Raw genomic sequence first — 15,147 nt, forward strand, 5'->3', positions numbered from 1 at the left:
GTCCCGGCGGTGGACCTCGTAGGTGCTGAGTGGATGCATGGTGTCCTCCTGCGGACATGACGGTGCGCACCCTCTCGCGGGGGTGTGCTCGTGGTGGATGGGTCCCTCCAGGGCACCAGAGGTGCTGCGGCCGTGTCACCACATTTCCGGCGCCGAGGTGGCCGTGGCAGGATTCCAGGCGTCCACCGGTGGGTCGCCCGCCGACACATCCCGCTGGAGGTGACGTGACGTCGCGAGAGCCCGCGCCGCCGGTCGAGGAGGACGAGGACGTCGTCGTCGTCGCACCGGACGAGCAGACGACCCCGGACCCGGCCCCGACGAACGGCGACGGACCCCGGGTGTCCCGGCGCGAACGGGCTCGCGGGGTCGTGCGGACCTGGGCACTGCCTGCGGCCGTCGGGCTGCTGGTGGCGGCCGTCTACACGATCTACTCGCTGGCTCAGTGGCAGGCGTTCGTCGTCAAGTCGTGGGACCTGGGGATCTTCACGCAGCTGGCGTCACGCTACGCGGCCCTCGAAGCGCCGATCGTCCACATCAAGGGCCCCGAGTACCACCTGCTCGGCGACCACTTCCACCCGCTGCTCGTGCTGCTGGGGCCGGTGTACGCGGTCTTCCCGCACGCGTTCACGCTGCTCGTCGTGCAGAACGTGCTGTTCGGGATCGCCGCCGCGGTGATCACCCGTGCGGCGATCCCGCTGCTGGGACGCGTCGTCGGCGTGCTCGTCGGCGTCGCGGCGGGCCTGAGCTGGGGTCTGCAGTACGCGGTCGAGGCGCAGTTCCACGAGATCGCGTTCGCGGTCCCGCTGCTCGCGATCGCCCTCGTGGGCGTGCTGCGCGAGCAGTGGCGCACGACGATCGTGGCGGGCGCGCTGCTCGCCCTGGTGAAGGAGGACCTCGGCCTGACGACGGCCGTGCTCGGTCTGGTCCTCGCGTGGCGCTCGCGCCGGCCCGCCATGCTGTGGCTCTCCGCGTGGGGTGTCGGGGCGTTCGTGCTCGCGACGCGCGTGGTGCTGCCGTCGCTGAACCCGGACGGGGAGTGGGTGTACGGGTCCAGGCTCGATCTGGCTGCGGCGCTGTCCGACCCCCTCGCGCTGTACGCACCCGCCAAGGGCTACACGCTGTGGCTGCTCGTGATCGTCACCGGCGCGATCGCCCTGCGCTCGCCGTTCGTGCTCCTCGCCGCCCCCACGCTGGGGTGGCGGTTCCTGTCGGCCGAGCCGGGCTACTGGGAGCCCACGTGGCACTACAGCGCCGTGCTCCTGCCGATCGCGTACGTGGCGATGCTCGACGGCATCGACCGTGCGCGGCGCGGGCGGGTGCGCTGGCTGCGGCGGTACAGCCGGTACGCGCCCATCGTGGGGCTGACGGCGTCGCTGATGCTGATGTCGCAGCTGCCCCTGTGGCAGCTGACGAACCCGGGCCTGCACTTCGGTGCGCCTCGGGAGCAGGGCGCCCGTGCCGCCCTGGCGGTCATCCCGGACGGCGCCGTCGTGGAGTCGGACATCGGGCTGATGTCGTACCTCGTCGACCGGACCGACGTGTACTACCTGGGCAACCAGAACCCGGTGCCGGAGTACCTGGTGATCGACCGGCAAGGCGGTGGGACGCCGCAGGAGTGGGGCGACGTCCTGCAGGTCGCGCAGATGCTGCACCCGGAGGCGGCGTTCGAGCTGGTGCACGCGCAGGACGGGTACGAGGTGGCGCGGGTCGTGGGCGCGTCCGCGCTCGATGACTGACCTCGCCGCCGACCGACGGGTGCCGGTGGGCACCGTCGTCGCTGCGTGCGCTGCGTGGCTGGTCCTGTGGTGGTTGACCCCGGGCCTGCACGCGCGCGGTGCGGGGAGCCTGGTGACCGACGATGACGCTGCCTCCGTGCTGGTGGAGAGCGCCGTCGCCCTCGTCGTGCTCGCGGCGCTCGCCGTCGCGCACCGCGGCGTGACCCGCTCACTGCTGGCGCCGTCGCGGGCCTGCTGGGCCTACGTGCTGCCCGCCGCGCTGGCGGTCGCCCTGCCCTTCCACTACGGGCTGGCCCTGCCTGTCGGCGTGTACGTGGCCTGGATGGCCGTGTCGGTGCTGTGGCAGCAGTACCTGACCTTCGGCCTGCTGCAGCACCACGTCGGCCGGGTGCTCTCGACGCCGTGGACGGTCGCTGTCGTGGCAGTCACCTTCTGGGCCGGCCACGCCTGGGTGCTGCCCGAGAGGTTCGGTCCTGACCAGCCGGTCGCGGCACTCGCGATCGCCGCGCTGGGTGCGGCGCTCGCGGTCGTCCGCGCGCGGCTCGGCACGCTGCACGTGCCGCTGGCGCTGCACCTGGCCTTCTACCTCGCGTTCGCGTGACGCGCCGCCGTGGGCGGGCGTCCTCGATGCGGCGTCAGGGCTCGGCTCGGTCCGTGCGCAGGGCCCGGGCGTCGGCGGGTCGCAGGAGCGGCGGGTGGAGCGTCCGGACGCCCTCTGTTCGGGCCTCGAACAGCGCAGCGGGCCGCCCGCGCCCCTGAGGCGGCCGCACCTCGTCGGTCGGCGCCGGGCGCACCAGCCCGGTGGTCTGCTGCACCCACCTGCGGAAGTTGGAGCGGTCGAGCCGCACGCCCCACACCGCCTCGTAGACGTGCTGGAGCTCACCGAGCGTGAACGTCGGCGGGCAGAACGCGGTGGCGAGCGAGGTGTACTCGATCTTGGCCGCGACCCGGTCGAACGCGTCGGCGAGGACGCGCGCGTGGTCGAACGCCAGCGCGGGCGCGTCGTCGACGTCGCTGTCGTGGTTGCCGCCCCGCAGCCCCGGCAGGTTGAGGTCGTCGACGTCCCACCAGCGGGCGTTGCGGGCGTCCGAGCCCGCCTGCGGGTCCGGGAGGTCCGGTGCGAAGGCGACGTGTGCGACCGAGACCACCCGCATCCGCGGGTCCCGGCCGGGCGTGCCGTACGTGCGCAGCTGCTCGAGGTGCCAGTCCGTGCGGGTCAGGCCCGTCTCCTCCGCGAGCTCGCGCCACGCGGCGTCGGCGATGTCCTCGTCGATGTCGACGAACCCGCCGGGCAGGGCCCACGCTCCCGCGTACGGGTCCGCCGAGCGCTCGATGAGCAGGACCTTGAGCGCGCCGTCGCGCACCGTGAAGATCGCCAGGTCCACGGTCACGGCGAACGGCGGGTAGTCGCCGGGGTCGTAGCCCTCGGGCGCTGCGTGCCCGGCGGGGTCGGTGCCGCTCACCGCGACTCCTCGAGGCGGATCCTGCGGGCGGTCAGGTCGGTCAGCGCCTTGATCGCGGTCGGGGCCGACACCGCGGCCGTGAGGTCGGTCAGGACGGTGACGATGGTCGCGCCGCCGCGCCGCGCGTCCACGGCGGTCGCCGCGACGCAGAAGTCGGTGGCGATCCCGACGACGTCGACGCAGGCGATGTTCCGGGCGAGCAGGAGACCCGCGAGCTGACGGTCGTCGGGGGGGTCGACGATGCGCCCCTGGAACCCCGAGTAGTCCTGCCGCGACTCGCCCTTGACGACGTGGACGGTGCGCTCCGGCAGCACGAGGTCCGGGTGGTACTCGGCGCCGGGCGTGCCTGCCACGCAGTGCACGGGCCACGTGGTCACGTAGTCCGGGTCGCCGTCCGCGGCGAAGTGGCCGTCGTTCGTGTCCGGCAGGGGGGCGTGCCAGTCGCGCGTCGCGACGACCGTGTCGTACCGGTCGCCGCGCCGGCGCAGGTAGTCGGTGATGCGCGCCGCGACGTCGGCGCCGCCGGCGACCGCCAGCGCACCGCCCTCGCAGAAGTCGTTCTGCACGTCCACGACGATCAGTGCGCTCTTCATGCTGTGGCTCCCATCAGGTTGCCGATGTCGGTCGGGTCAGCGGTCAGGCGGGGGGTGCCCGGCGCGAGGTCGAGGTCGGTGGCGGTCAGCTCGGCCTTCGCTGCGCGGTGGTGCGCGCGGATCTCGGCCAGGCCCGGGTCGTGCACGACGTGCCCGTCGCGGACCACGGCGGTCTGCAGCGCGCGTCCCGGTCCGGCTCCCGGTGCGCCCGGCAGGTGGCGCACCACGATCTCGCGGGTCGCGCCGCCCTGGTCGTCCAGTGCACGGTAGGCGATCTTGCGCCCGCCCATGCTGCCCTTGCCCGCGGCGGTCTTCTCGACGGGGCGCAGCGGCGCGTGCGGGCCGGGCGCGTCGGCGATCGCGACGAGCTTGTAGACCATGCCGGCGGTCGGGTGCCCCGACCCACCGACGAGCCGTGTGCCCGCGCCGTACGTGTCGACGGGTGCGTCGGCGAGGGCGGCGATCGCGTGCTCGTCCAGGTCGGAGGTGACGGCGATCCGGGTGGACGTCGCGCCGAGGGAGTCCAGCAGGGCGCGCGCCCGGCGCGCCTCGTCGGCCAGGTCGCCGGAGTCGATGCGGACGGCGCCCAGGTGGGTGCCGGCCGCGGCGACGGCGTTGCGGATCCCCTGGGCGGTGTCGTAGGTGTCCACGAGCAGGCTCGTGCCCGCGCCGAGGGTCGCGACCTGGGAGACGAACGCCGCGGGCTCGTCGACGTGCGCCAGGGTGAAGGCGTGCGCCGACGTGCCGCGGGTGGGGACCGCGTAGCGGAACCCGGCGTCCAGGTTGCTCGTGGCGTCGAAGCCGGCGATGTACGCGGCGCGTGCGGCGGCGACGGCGGCGTGCTCGTGGGTGCGGCGGCTGCCCATCTCCAGGAGGGTGCGGCCGCGGGCGGCGGTGACCATGCGCGCCGCGGCCGACGCGACGGCGCTGTCGTGGTTGAGGATCGACAGGATCAGCGTCTCCAGGACGACGCACTGCGCGAACGTGCCCCTCACGGTCAGCACGGGGCTGTGCGGGAAGTACACCTCGCCCTCCCGGTAGGCGTCGATGCTGCCGGTGAACGCGTACGTCGCCAGGTGGTCGGCGGTGCGGTCGTCGACGACCCCTGTCGCGCGCAGCCAGGCGACCTGGTCGTCGTCGAACCGGAGGTCCGCGAGCGCCTCGACGACGCGACCCAGACCGGCGACGACACCGTACCGGCGCCCCTCGGGCAGGCGGCGGGCGAACACCTCGAAGACCGCCCGGTGGTGGGCCGTGCCGTCGGCGAGGGCGGCGCGCAGCATCGTGAGCTCGTAGTGGTCGGTCAGCAGCGCGGTGCTGGGGACGTCCCGTCGAGTTCTTGTGGTCATGGTGACCACTGTTGCACCTCCGGGCGCACGGCGCCAGGGATGGTGGTCGAGTTGACCATAAAGAGTGATCGGTGTGAGCGGGCGTGCGCCGTGCCGTCGCGCGAAGGGCGCCGGGTCGGCGCGTGCTCCCAGCGGCGCCCCTCGCCCGCGGCGCGGAGCAGCGCTTCAGTGCGGCGCCCCCGGCAGGACTCGAACCTGCAACCTACGGATTAGAAGGCCGTTGCTCTATCCATTGAGCTACGGGGGCCAGTGGTGACCAGCGTAGTGGGGGTCCCCGGCCGCCCTCCGGCGTGTCCGCGGGCCCTCCGGCGGCAGACCCGTGACGTGTCACCCGCGCGCCGCGTTTGGCCTGGTCAGATGTGGGACCGACAATGGGTCCGTGAGTGCGCAGCCTGGAACCGTGCCTGCGCAGACGTCAGTGCCTGCGCCGGGTGACTTCGGCGAGCCGTCGGATGCCCAGCAGATCCTGGCCCGGCCGCTCGCGCAGACGTCGCTGCTGGACGCGGTGCGCGACCTGCGCCGCGACGTCGAGGCCACGACGTTCCCCCTCGAGATCGAGGGCGTCGAGGAGGCGCGGGCGTCCCGCGGCCGCCTGGTCGACCAGCTCGACGAGCACCTCGTGCCGCGTCTGACCGAGCTGTCGGCACCCGCCGTCGTCGTGGTCGCCGGCTCGACGGGCGCGGGCAAGTCGACCCTCGTGAACTCGCTCGTCGGACGTGAGGTGAGCGCCGCGGGCGTCCTGCGCCCGACGACGCGTGAGCCCGTGCTCGTCCACCACCCCCTCGACACCGACCTGCTGTCGCACCACCCGGTGCTCGACGAGGTCCAGGCCGTCGCGGTCGACACCGTGCCGCGCGGCATCGCGATCCTCGACGCCCCCGACCTGGACTCCGTCCTCGACGCCAACCGGGACACCGCCCACCGGCTGCTCGAGGCGGCGGACCTGTGGCTCTTCGTCACGACCGCGTCCCGGTACGGCGACGCGCTGCCGTGGCAGGTGCTCCGGTCGGCCGTCGAGCGCAGCACGTCCGTCGCCATGGTGCTCAACCGCGTGCCGGTCGCCTCGATGCCGACCGTCCGCGGTGACCTGCTCGACCGGCTGCGCGCGCACGGGCTGGCGGGGTCGCCGCTCTTCGTCATCCCGGACGTCGGTCCGCACTCCGGCCCCCTGACGCCCGCCGTCGTCGCTCCCGTCCTGCGGTGGCTGACCATGCTCGCCGGGCCGGACCGTGCGCGCACGGTGGTCGCCCGCACGCTGCGTGGTGCGCTCAGCGCGCTGCGCCCGTGGGTCGACGAGCTCGCGGAGGCCGTGCAGGACCAGGCGGACGCGGCAGAGCGCATCGGTCAGACGCTCGACGAGGCGACGGCGGCGCCCGGCGACGCGGCCGCGGAGACGATCCGCGCCGGTGCGGTGGCCGACGGGGCGGTGCGGGCCCGCTGGGCGCAGCTGGTGGCCAAGGGTGCGCCGTTCGCCCGGCTCGTGGGCCGCTCGGGACGCGTCCGCGGCTCCGGCCGCACGGCACGTGCTCGCGGCGCCGCCGTCGCGCCGCTGGTGAGTGACCTCACCGAGTCGACGACCTCCGTGCTCACCGCCGTCGGGCACCGGGCGAACGCAGCGCTGCGAGCGGCCCTCACCGGCCCGTCGGCACCTCCCGGTGGCGCGTCGGTGCTCGAACGCTGGCCGGACGGTGAGGCGTCGCGCGCCGCGGCCGCCGAGCGTGCCGCGCGCGCCTGGACCGGTGAGGGCGCCCGCCTCGTACGGGTCGCGCTGGCAGGCAGCGCAGCGGACTCGCGCCGCCGCGCGCAGGTCGGCAAGGCCGTCGGTGAAGAGGCGCTGACCGCTCTGGCGCTCGCCGCCGCGGCCGGACTGGACGAGGCGGCCTCGGCGGTCCGCACGCTCCTGGGCTCCGCGGGTGACGACGTCGTGTCGGCGCTGCGGGAGGACCTGGTGCGCCGTGCGCGTGCGCAGGTGGACCTCGAGCGGACGATCGCGGACCGCACGCTCGACGACCCGGACCTCGCAGCCGACGCCTCGTCGCGCCTGCGGCTGCGCCTCGCCGTCCTCAAGGGGCTGACATGAGCGACGACCCGTCGAGCACCACGACGATCCCCGTCGCCGCCGGCGACGAGGGCCCCACGCGCGACGTCGGTGTCGAGCCCAGCGCCTCGACCGGTGGGGCCGTTCGCGGCGCGACCACGGCCGCGCTCGACGAGCGGGTCGACGCGCTCGACGGTGCGCTCGCAGTCGGCGGGACGCGGTTCGACCCCGCCGTGATGGTCCGCGTCGCCGCGACGATCGACCGCGTCCGGGAGCGTCTCGCGCTGGGCGTGGACCACACCGTCGTCGCGCTCGCCGGGGGCACGGGGTCCGGCAAGTCGAGCCTCTTCAACGCGGTCAGCGGACTGAAGTTCGCCGACGTGGGCGTGCGCCGGCCGACCACCTCGCGCGTCACCGCGTGCGTGTGGGGCTCCGACGGCGGGCCGCTGCTGGACTGGATCGGCGTCGAGCCGGAGGACCGCATCGAGCGTGAGAGCCTGCTCGACGGGGACAGCGAGGCCGGCCTGCGCGGCCTGGTTTTGCTCGACCTGCCCGACCACGACTCGATCGCCCCCGAGCACCGCGAGGTCGTCGACCGGGTCCTGCCGCAGGTCGACCTGCTCATCTGGGTCGTCGACCCGCAGAAGTACGCCGACAACGCCCTGCACGCCGGCTACCTGCGCGGCATGACGGGTCGCGACGCGTCGATGCTGCTCGTCCTCAACCAGGTCGACACCGTGCCGCCCGCCGTGCGCGGCGACCTCGTCCAGGACGTCCGGCGGCTGCTCGTCGAGGACGGGCTGCCGGACGTGGAGGTCCACGAGGTGTCGACCGTGACGGGAGAGGGTGTGGCCGGGTTGCGCGAAGCGCTCGCCGACGCCGTCGACCGCCGGTCGGTCGCCGCCGTGCACGCGGACGCGGAGATCGCCGACGCCGCGCGCCTCGTCCAGTCGCAGACGGCGGCGCGCGAACCCGCGCCGAGCGCGCTGGCGATCGGCGTGGTCGTGGACCGGCTGTCCGCAGCGGCGGGACTGACCGCCGTCGGTGACGCGGTCGCGGCCGCCGTGCGCGGTGGCGCGGGCACACCTCCGCGGCTCGGCGAGGTGCACGCCGACGGTGTCGGGCTCGCGCGGGCGTCGTGGCTCTCGAGCGTCACGCAGGGGCTGCCGCAGCCCTGGGCGGCCGACCTGCGCTCGCGCGTCGCGACGACGGCCGAGCTGCGGCTGGCGGTGACCGACGCGCTCGCGCACGTCCCGCTCGCCGCCCGTCGCTCCCGTGCCGCGGTCGTGCTGCTCCTGCTCGCGGCGGTGGCCGGGGTCGCGGGGCTCGTCGGTGCGGGGCTCCTGCTGGCGGACGGCCTCGGTGCCGCGGTTCCGTGGCTGCCGGCGACGTCGGTGGTCGCAGGGCTCCTCGGGCTCGCCGTGCTCCTGCTCGCGGCGTCGACGGTCGTGCGGCGCCGTGCAGCCCGTGCGCGTGGTGCACGTGTCGTCGCCGACGGCCGGGCGGCGATCGAGTCGGCGGCGCGCGGCCGCCTCCTGGCACCGACCCAGGACGTGCTGGCCGAGCACCGGCACGCCCGCGAGCTCGCGGCGCGGGCGCTCGGCGACAGCTGAGGCCCGCCGCGGACCGCTGCTGGCGCGAGCCGACCACAGCCCCGGCGCTCAGCGACCTCGTCCACCGATGTGTCCTCCGGCACCCTGCGCCGACCGCTCCGCGGTCGACGATGGCGGCTCGACGCCCCGCGCACGTGGGGCCACAGCAGACAGGGGACCACGATGGGAACGCACACCCAGGACGTGACGGTCGTCGGATGGGTCGGCTCCAACCTGCGCACGTACCACCTCGACGGGGTCGGGGGAGTGCCGTACGCGCAGTTCCGGCTCGCGTCGACGCGCCGCGTGCTCGACCGGCAGTCCGGGGCCTTCCGCGACGGACCGACGCTGTGGTTCACGGTCAAGGCGTGGCGGGCCGCGGCGGTCAACCTCGACGCGTCGCTCGCCAAGGGTGACCCCGTGGTCGTCGTGGGGCGTCTGGGGCAGTCGGAGTGGGTGGCGCAGGACGGGGCGCCGCGCTCCGAGCTGGTGCTCGAGGCGCTCGCCGTGGGGCACGACCTGAGCTTCGGCACCACCAAGTTCCGTCGGACGCTGTCGGGACCGCGGCGCGCCCGCGACGACCACGCCGACGCCCTCCCCGACGACGTCGGCGGTCTCGCCGAGGCACCCGGTCCCGGGCCCGTACACGTCGACGACCCGTGGGCCTCCACCGCCGACGCCCCGCCCGCGGGCGACGAGCCGCCCGCGGACGAGTCGGACGTGGCGGCGGGCGAGAGTGCCTGCGACCTCGGCGGTGCGGCCGCGCCCGGATCAGTGTCCGAACGGGCGCTGGCCGGACGCGGGTGATCGCCTAGGCTGGTGGATCGGCACCCGGCGCCCGCGGCCGGGCCGTGACAGCGCGACTCCCTGCACGCACTCCCGTGCGTCCAGGGGCCGCGCGCCCCGGCTTCGCGGCACCACCAGAACCTACGAGGAGCGGACGAGCACTCAGTGGCTGAGTTCATCTACAGCATGTACAAGGCGCGCAAGGCGCACGGCGACAAGGTCATCCTCGACGACGTCTCCCTCAACTTCCTGCCCGGCGCGAAGATCGGCGTCGTCGGCCCCAACGGCGCGGGCAAGTCCACGATCCTCAAGATCATGGCCGGGCTCGACCAGCCGTCGAACGGCGAGGCCCGGCTGTCGCCGGGATACACCGTCGGCATCCTGCAGCAGGAGCCGCCGCTGAACGAGGAGAAGACGGTCCTCGGCAACGTCGAGGAGGGCGTCGCCGAGATCAAGGGCAAGCTCGACCGCTACAACGAGATCTCCGCCCTCATGGCCGACCCCGACGCCGACTTCGACACGCTGCTGGCCGAGATGGGCCAGCTGCAGGAGGCCATCGACGCCGCCGACGCGTGGGACCTCGACGCCCAGCTCGAGCAGGCGATGGACGCGCTGCGGTGCCCGCCGCCGGACGCGGACGTCACCGTGCTCTCGGGCGGCGAGCGCCGCCGGGTCGCGTTGTGCAAGCTGCTCCTGGAGAAGCCCGACCTGCTGCTCCTCGACGAGCCCACCAACCACCTCGACGCCGAGAGCGTGCTGTGGCTGGAGGCGCACCTCAAGGACTACCCGGGCGCCATCCTCGCCGTCACCCACGACCGGTACTTCCTCGACCACGTCGCTGAGTGGATCTGCGAGGTCGACCGCGGCCGCCTGTACCCGTACGAGGGCAACTACTCGACGTACCTGGAGAAGAAGGGCGAGCGCCTCGCCATCCAGGGCAAGAAGGACGCGAAGCTCGCCAAGCGACTCAAGGACGAGCTGGAGTGGGTGCGGTCCAACGCCAAGGGCCGTCAGACCAAGTCCAAGTCGCGACTCGCGCGCTACGAGGAGATGGCCGCCGAGGCGGACCGCACGCGCAAGCTCGACTTCGAGGAGATCCAGATCCCGCCGGGCCCGCGCCTCGGCTCGATCGTTCTCGAGGCGTCGAACCTGCAGAAGGGCTTCGACGGTCGCACCCTCATCGACGGGCTGAGCTTCACGCTGCCGCGCAACGGCATCGTCGGCGTCATCGGCCCGAACGGCGTCGGCAAGACCACGCTGTTCAAGACGATCGTGGGTCTCGAGCCGCTCGACGGCGGTGACCTCAAGGTCGGAGAGACGGTCTCGATCTCGTACGTCGACCAGTCCCGCGGGGGCATCGACCCGAAGAAGACGCTGTTCGAGGTCGTGTCCGACGGGCTGGACTTCCTCAAGGTCGGCAACGTCGAGATGCCGTCGCGCGCGTACGTCGCGGCGTTCGGGTTCAAGGGGCCGGACCAGCAGAAGCCCGCGGGGGTGCTGTCCGGTGGTGAGCGCAACCGCCTCAACCTCGCGCTCACCCTGAAGCAGGGCGGCAACCTGCTGCTGCTCGACGAGCCGACCAACGACCTCGACGTCGAGACCCTCGGCTCGCTGGAGAACGCGCTGCTCGAGTTCCCCGGCTGCGCGGTCGTCGTCTCCCACGACCGGTGGTTCCTCGACCGCGTCGCGACCCACATCCTCGCGTACGAGGGCACGGAGGAGAACCCGGGCAACTGGTACTGGTTCGAGGGCAACTTCGCCTCGTACGAGGAGAACAAGGTGCAGCGCCTGGGGCCCGAGGCCGCGCGTCCGCACCGCGTGACGTACCGCAAGCTGCGGCGCGACTGACACGACCTGCCGTCGACGGCCCGGACGAGCACCCTCGTCCGGGCCGTCGTCCGTCCGGGGGACAGGTCGACAGGTGCCCGGGCTGCCGGTCGGGCAGACTGACGGGCATGACGGAGCCCGAGGTCGACGACACGGTGGAGTCCGAGGTCAGCGGCCCGTCCGGGACGTCCGACGGAGCGGTGAGCGGCCTGCTCGACGCGCTCGAACGCCTGCAGCAGCGGCTCGCGACGCTCGCGCTCCCGCTCGAGGCGCCCGGCGTCGCCGAGGCGCGTGCCGACCGGGCGGCCGCGCTCGCGCAGCTCGACGACTACCTGCTGCCACGCCTGCGCGCACGCTCGGCCCCGCTGCTCGTCGTCGTCGGCGGGTCCACGGGCGCCGGCAAGTCGACCCTCGTCAACTCGCTCCTGGGGGTGCAGGTGTCGGCACCCGGCGTGCTGCGCCCCACCACCCGGGCCCCCGTCCTCGTGCATCACCCGCTCGACGAGCGCTGGTACTCGACGGACCGTGTCCTGCCAGGCCTGGCACGTCTCACCGCCGCGCCGGTGACGGCCGATGCACCGGCCGGCAGCGGCGTCGCCGATCCCGCGCGGGCCCTGCGCCTCGTCGCGTCGCCGGCGCTGCCGCGCGGGCTCGCGCTGCTCGACGCGCCCGACGTCGACTCGGTCGACGTCGCCAACCGGCGTCTCGCCGCGCAGCTGCTCGACGCGGCCGACCTGTGGCTGTTCGTCACGACCGCCGCGCGGTACGCCGACGCCGTCCCCTGGGACCTGCTGCTCCGGGCAGCGCAGCGGCACGCGCAGGTCGCACTCGTCGTCGACCGCGTCGACCCGGGGACCGAGGAGGTCGCCGCCGACCTGCGACGCATGATGGACGAGAACGGCCTGCCGGACGCGCGGCTGTTCCTCGTCCCCGAGTCCCCGCTGGTCGACGGGCTGCTGCCCGAGTCGGCCGTGTCCGACGTCGCGACGTGGCTCACGGCGCTGGGGGCGGACGCGCCCGCACGGGAGGCGGTCGCTCTGGCCACCCGGGACGGCGTCGTCGACGACCTGGCCCGGCGCGCGCAGGTGCTCGCCGACGCTGCGGACGTGCAGGCCGCAACCGACCGTCGGCTCCGTGCGGTGGTGGCGGGCGCCTACGCCGACGCCGCGACGCACGTGCAGCTGGCGACGTCCGACGGGGCGATGCTGCGCGGCGAGGTCCTGGCCCGCTGGCAGGAGTTCGTCGGCACCGGGGAGCTGCTGCGTTCGGTCGAGCACGGTGTCGGCCGGGTGCGTGACGCGGTCACTGCGTTCTTCCGCGGCACGCCGGCGCAGGCGCCCCGCGTCGAGCAGGCGATCGCGCACGGGCTCACCGCCGTCGTGCTCGACGCCTCGGACGCCGCCGCCGAGCGCACGCACGCGGCGTGGCGCGGTGACCCCGCGGGTGCCGCGCTGCTGCCCGGGCTGGACCTGGCGCGCGCGTCGACGACGCTGCGGGCCGAGGTCGACGCGCAGGTGCGCGGGTGGCAGTCGGACGTGCTGGAGCTCGTGCGGGAGCAGGGCGAGTCACGGCGGGGGACCGCCCGCTACCTGTCGTTCGGCGTCAACGCCGCCGGCGTGAGCCTCATGGTGCTCGCCTTCGCGTCGACGGGCGGTCTGACGGGCATCGAGGTGGGCATCGCCGGCGGCACCGCACTCGTCGCGCAGAAGCTCCTCGAGGCGGTCTTCGGCGACGACGCGGTCCGTCGGCTGACCACCTACGCGCGCGAGCGCCTCGACGCACGCGTCGACGGTGTGCTCGCTCAGGAGGCCGAGCGGTACACCGCGCAGCTCGACGCACTCGGCTCCGCCGACGTCGACGGGGCCGCGCTGCGCGCCGCAGGTCGGGATGTCGAGCGGGCGGCGAGCGCCGAGCGGTCGGTGCGCTCGGAGGCTGTCCCCGGCTCGGCGCCCGCAGTGAGCAACGCGCTGCGCGGTGCAGGGACGTCCACCGGTGCGCCGGGCCCGCGACGCGACGTACCGCGCGGGGCGGACCGCGAGGAGCCCGACACCCGGCGCCCGGGGTTCTGGCGGCGACTGCTCGGCGGGACGCAGGACGACGCATGAGCCTGACCCTCGATGAGCGCGTCGCCGCGCTCGACGCCGCGCTGGACGCCGGTGACGGCCGGTTGCCCGCGACGCTGGTCACGCAGACGCGCGACCTGCTGGCTCGGGTACGCGAGCGCGCCGGGCTGTCGGCCGAGCACACCGTGGTGGCGCTCGCGGGTGCGACCGGCTCGGGCAAGTCGTCGCTCTTCAACGCGCTCGTCGGCGCGGACCTGGCCAGCACGGGCGTGCAGCGGCCGACGACGTCCCACCCCCTGGCCGTCGTCGTCGGTGACGACCCGGACGGAGACGGGCCTGCCCGGCTGCTCGACTGGCTCGAGGTCGGGCGTCGTCACGCACTGCCGGCCGGGCCGCCCGGCACGCACCCCGACGGCGGGCAACGGCCCGGGGCCGCCGTCCGCGGTGCCCGGCTGGCCGACGGGCTGGTGCTGCTGGACCTGCCCGACCACGACTCGGTGGTCGTCGAGCACCGCGTGCGGGCCGAACGGCTGGTGTCCCGTGCCGACCTGCTGGTCTGGGTGGTCGACCCGCAGAAGTACGCGGACGCCGCGCTGCACGACCGCTACCTCCGGCCGCTCGCGGGGCACGACGACGTCGTCGTGCTCGTCCTGAACCAGGCGGACCGGCTCAGCGCGGGCGACGTCGACTCCGTCCTGGGCGACCTGCGCCGGCTCGCCGCCGCCGACGGCCTGGAGCGTGCCCGGGTCCTCGCCGCGTCCGCACGGACGGGCGCCGGTGTCGACGACCTGCGGGCACTGGTCGCGCAGGCCGTCGAGCGACGTGAGGCGACGAACCAGCGCTTCGGCGCCGATCTGCGCACCGCGGCCCGGGGCGTCGCCGACGCCTGCGGTCCGGAGCCGCGGGGACGTCGCCGTGACGTCGCCACCGACCGGCTGCTCGACGCGCTGGAGGACGCGGCGGGCGTGCCGACCGTGGTGACGGCCGTGCGGCGCTCGGCGGTGCGGCGCGCCGGTGCGCACACCGGCTGGCCCCCGGTGCGCTGGTTGGCGCGACTGCGCCCCGACCCGCTGCGGCGGCTGCACCTGGCACCCCGGTCCGCCGCCGAGGCGGACGTGACCCGCACGTCGTTGCCGCCGGCCGGGCCCGCGCAGCGGGCGACGGCAGCGACCGCCGTGCGCGACCACGCGGACGCCGTGCTGGCCGGCGCCCCCGACACCTGGGTGCTGGCGGCCCGCGCGCGCCTCGACACCGCCGCGCTGCCCGACGCCCTCGACCACGCCGTCGCGCGCACGCCGCTGCTGCCCGAGCGCGCGGTCTGGTGGTGGCGCGTCGCGGGAGCCCTGCAGTGGCTGCTGCTCGCCGCCGCGGTCACCGGTGCCCTGTGGCTCGCGGGGATCGCGCTGCTCGCCTACCTGCAGCTGCCGGACCCGGTCACCCCGGTGTGGGGCCCGGCGCCCGCGCCCACGGTCCTGCTGGTCGGCGGCGTCCTCGCCGGTCTGCTCGTCGCGGCGGTGGGGGCGCTCGCCGGCAGGCTGGGTGCCCGCGCCCGCGCCCGCGCGGCGCGGCGGCGGCTGCGGGCGTCCGTCGCGGAGGTGGCGCAGCGGCTCGTCCTGACGCCGCTGGCGGCGCAGACCGACGCGCTGGCCGCGTGCCGTCGGCAGGCCGCGCGGGCCGCCGGCCGCTGAGGACCGCCGACG

Annotated in this window: 11 protein-coding genes and 1 tRNA gene; 8 read left to right on the plus strand and 4 right to left on the minus strand. The window is 74.9% G+C overall.

Annotated elements, in window-relative coordinates; translation table 11 throughout:
* Window positions 1-224: 224 nt before the first annotated feature.
* Together NP048_RS06705 and NP048_RS06710 are read left to right on the plus strand one after the other, a co-directional pair.
* Window positions 225-1,736, plus strand: coding sequence for a DUF2079 domain-containing protein (locus tag NP048_RS06705; protein WP_227577431.1), 1,512 nt, complete (start codon window positions 225-227; stop codon window positions 1,734-1,736).
* Window positions 1,737-1,848: 112 nt separating this feature from the next.
* The gene (locus NP048_RS06710; protein WP_227577432.1) at window positions 1,849-2,337 is read left to right on the plus strand and encodes a hypothetical protein; all 489 of its coding nucleotides are present in this window, start codon (window positions 1,849-1,851) and stop codon (window positions 2,335-2,337) included.
* Between the two features lie 34 nt (window positions 2,338-2,371).
* Here the strand turns inward: NP048_RS06710 and NP048_RS06715 are convergent, their stop codons facing one another.
* The 4 genes from NP048_RS06715 to NP048_RS06730 all read right to left on the minus strand — a co-directional run bounded on the left by NP048_RS06715 (window position 2,372) and on the right by NP048_RS06730 (window position 5,388).
* A complete protein-coding gene (locus NP048_RS06715; RefSeq protein ID WP_227577433.1) occupies window positions 2,372-3,199 on the minus strand; it encodes an NUDIX hydrolase in 828 nt (275 codons plus the stop codon).
* The gene (locus NP048_RS06720; protein WP_227577434.1) at window positions 3,196-3,792 is read right to left on the minus strand and encodes an isochorismatase family protein; all 597 of its coding nucleotides are present in this window, start codon (window positions 3,790-3,792) and stop codon (window positions 3,196-3,198) included. The genes NP048_RS06715 and NP048_RS06720 overlap by 4 nt, the downstream gene beginning before the upstream one ends.
* Window positions 3,789-5,141, minus strand: a complete 1,353-nt coding sequence (locus NP048_RS06725) for a nicotinate phosphoribosyltransferase (RefSeq protein WP_227577435.1) — start codon at window positions 5,139-5,141, stop codon at window positions 3,789-3,791. The genes NP048_RS06720 and NP048_RS06725 overlap by 4 nt, the downstream gene beginning before the upstream one ends.
* Window positions 5,142-5,315: 174 nt before the next feature.
* A tRNA-Arg gene (locus NP048_RS06730) sits at window positions 5,316-5,388 on the minus strand.
* Between the two features lie 153 nt (window positions 5,389-5,541).
* Between NP048_RS06730 and NP048_RS06735 the strand changes: the two genes are divergently transcribed.
* The 6 genes from NP048_RS06735 to NP048_RS06760 all read left to right on the plus strand — a co-directional run bounded on the left by NP048_RS06735 (window position 5,542) and on the right by NP048_RS06760 (window position 15,135).
* Window positions 5,542-7,221: a dynamin family protein gene (locus NP048_RS06735; protein ID WP_227577436.1), complete on the plus strand. Its 1,680-nt coding sequence runs from the start codon at window positions 5,542-5,544 to the stop codon at window positions 7,219-7,221.
* Window positions 7,218-8,792: a GTPase gene (locus NP048_RS06740; RefSeq protein WP_227577437.1), complete on the plus strand. Its 1,575-nt coding sequence runs from the start codon at window positions 7,218-7,220 to the stop codon at window positions 8,790-8,792. Before NP048_RS06735 ends, NP048_RS06740 begins: the two co-directional genes overlap by 4 nt.
* Window positions 8,793-8,954: 162 nt before the next feature.
* Window positions 8,955-9,578 (plus strand): single-stranded DNA-binding protein, encoded by a 624-nt coding sequence (locus tag NP048_RS06745; RefSeq protein WP_227577438.1) that lies wholly within the window; start codon window positions 8,955-8,957, stop codon window positions 9,576-9,578.
* A 144-nt stretch (window positions 9,579-9,722) separates the two neighbouring features.
* Window positions 9,723-11,405: an energy-dependent translational throttle protein EttA gene (ettA, locus tag NP048_RS06750; RefSeq protein WP_227577439.1), complete on the plus strand. Its 1,683-nt coding sequence runs from the start codon at window positions 9,723-9,725 to the stop codon at window positions 11,403-11,405.
* A 107-nt stretch (window positions 11,406-11,512) separates the two neighbouring features.
* Entirely contained in the window at window positions 11,513-13,489 is a 1,977-nt protein-coding gene (locus NP048_RS06755; RefSeq protein ID WP_227577440.1) for a dynamin family protein, read from the plus strand.
* Window positions 13,486-15,135, plus strand: a complete 1,650-nt coding sequence (locus NP048_RS06760) for a GTPase (protein ID WP_227577441.1) — start codon at window positions 13,486-13,488, stop codon at window positions 15,133-15,135. Before NP048_RS06755 ends, NP048_RS06760 begins: the two co-directional genes overlap by 4 nt.
* Window positions 15,136-15,147: the final 12 nt, after the last annotated feature.

The organism is Cellulomonas xiejunii (genome assembly GCF_024508315.1).
GTDB classification, from domain to species: Bacteria; Actinomycetota; Actinomycetes; order Actinomycetales; family Cellulomonadaceae; genus Cellulomonas; species Cellulomonas xiejunii.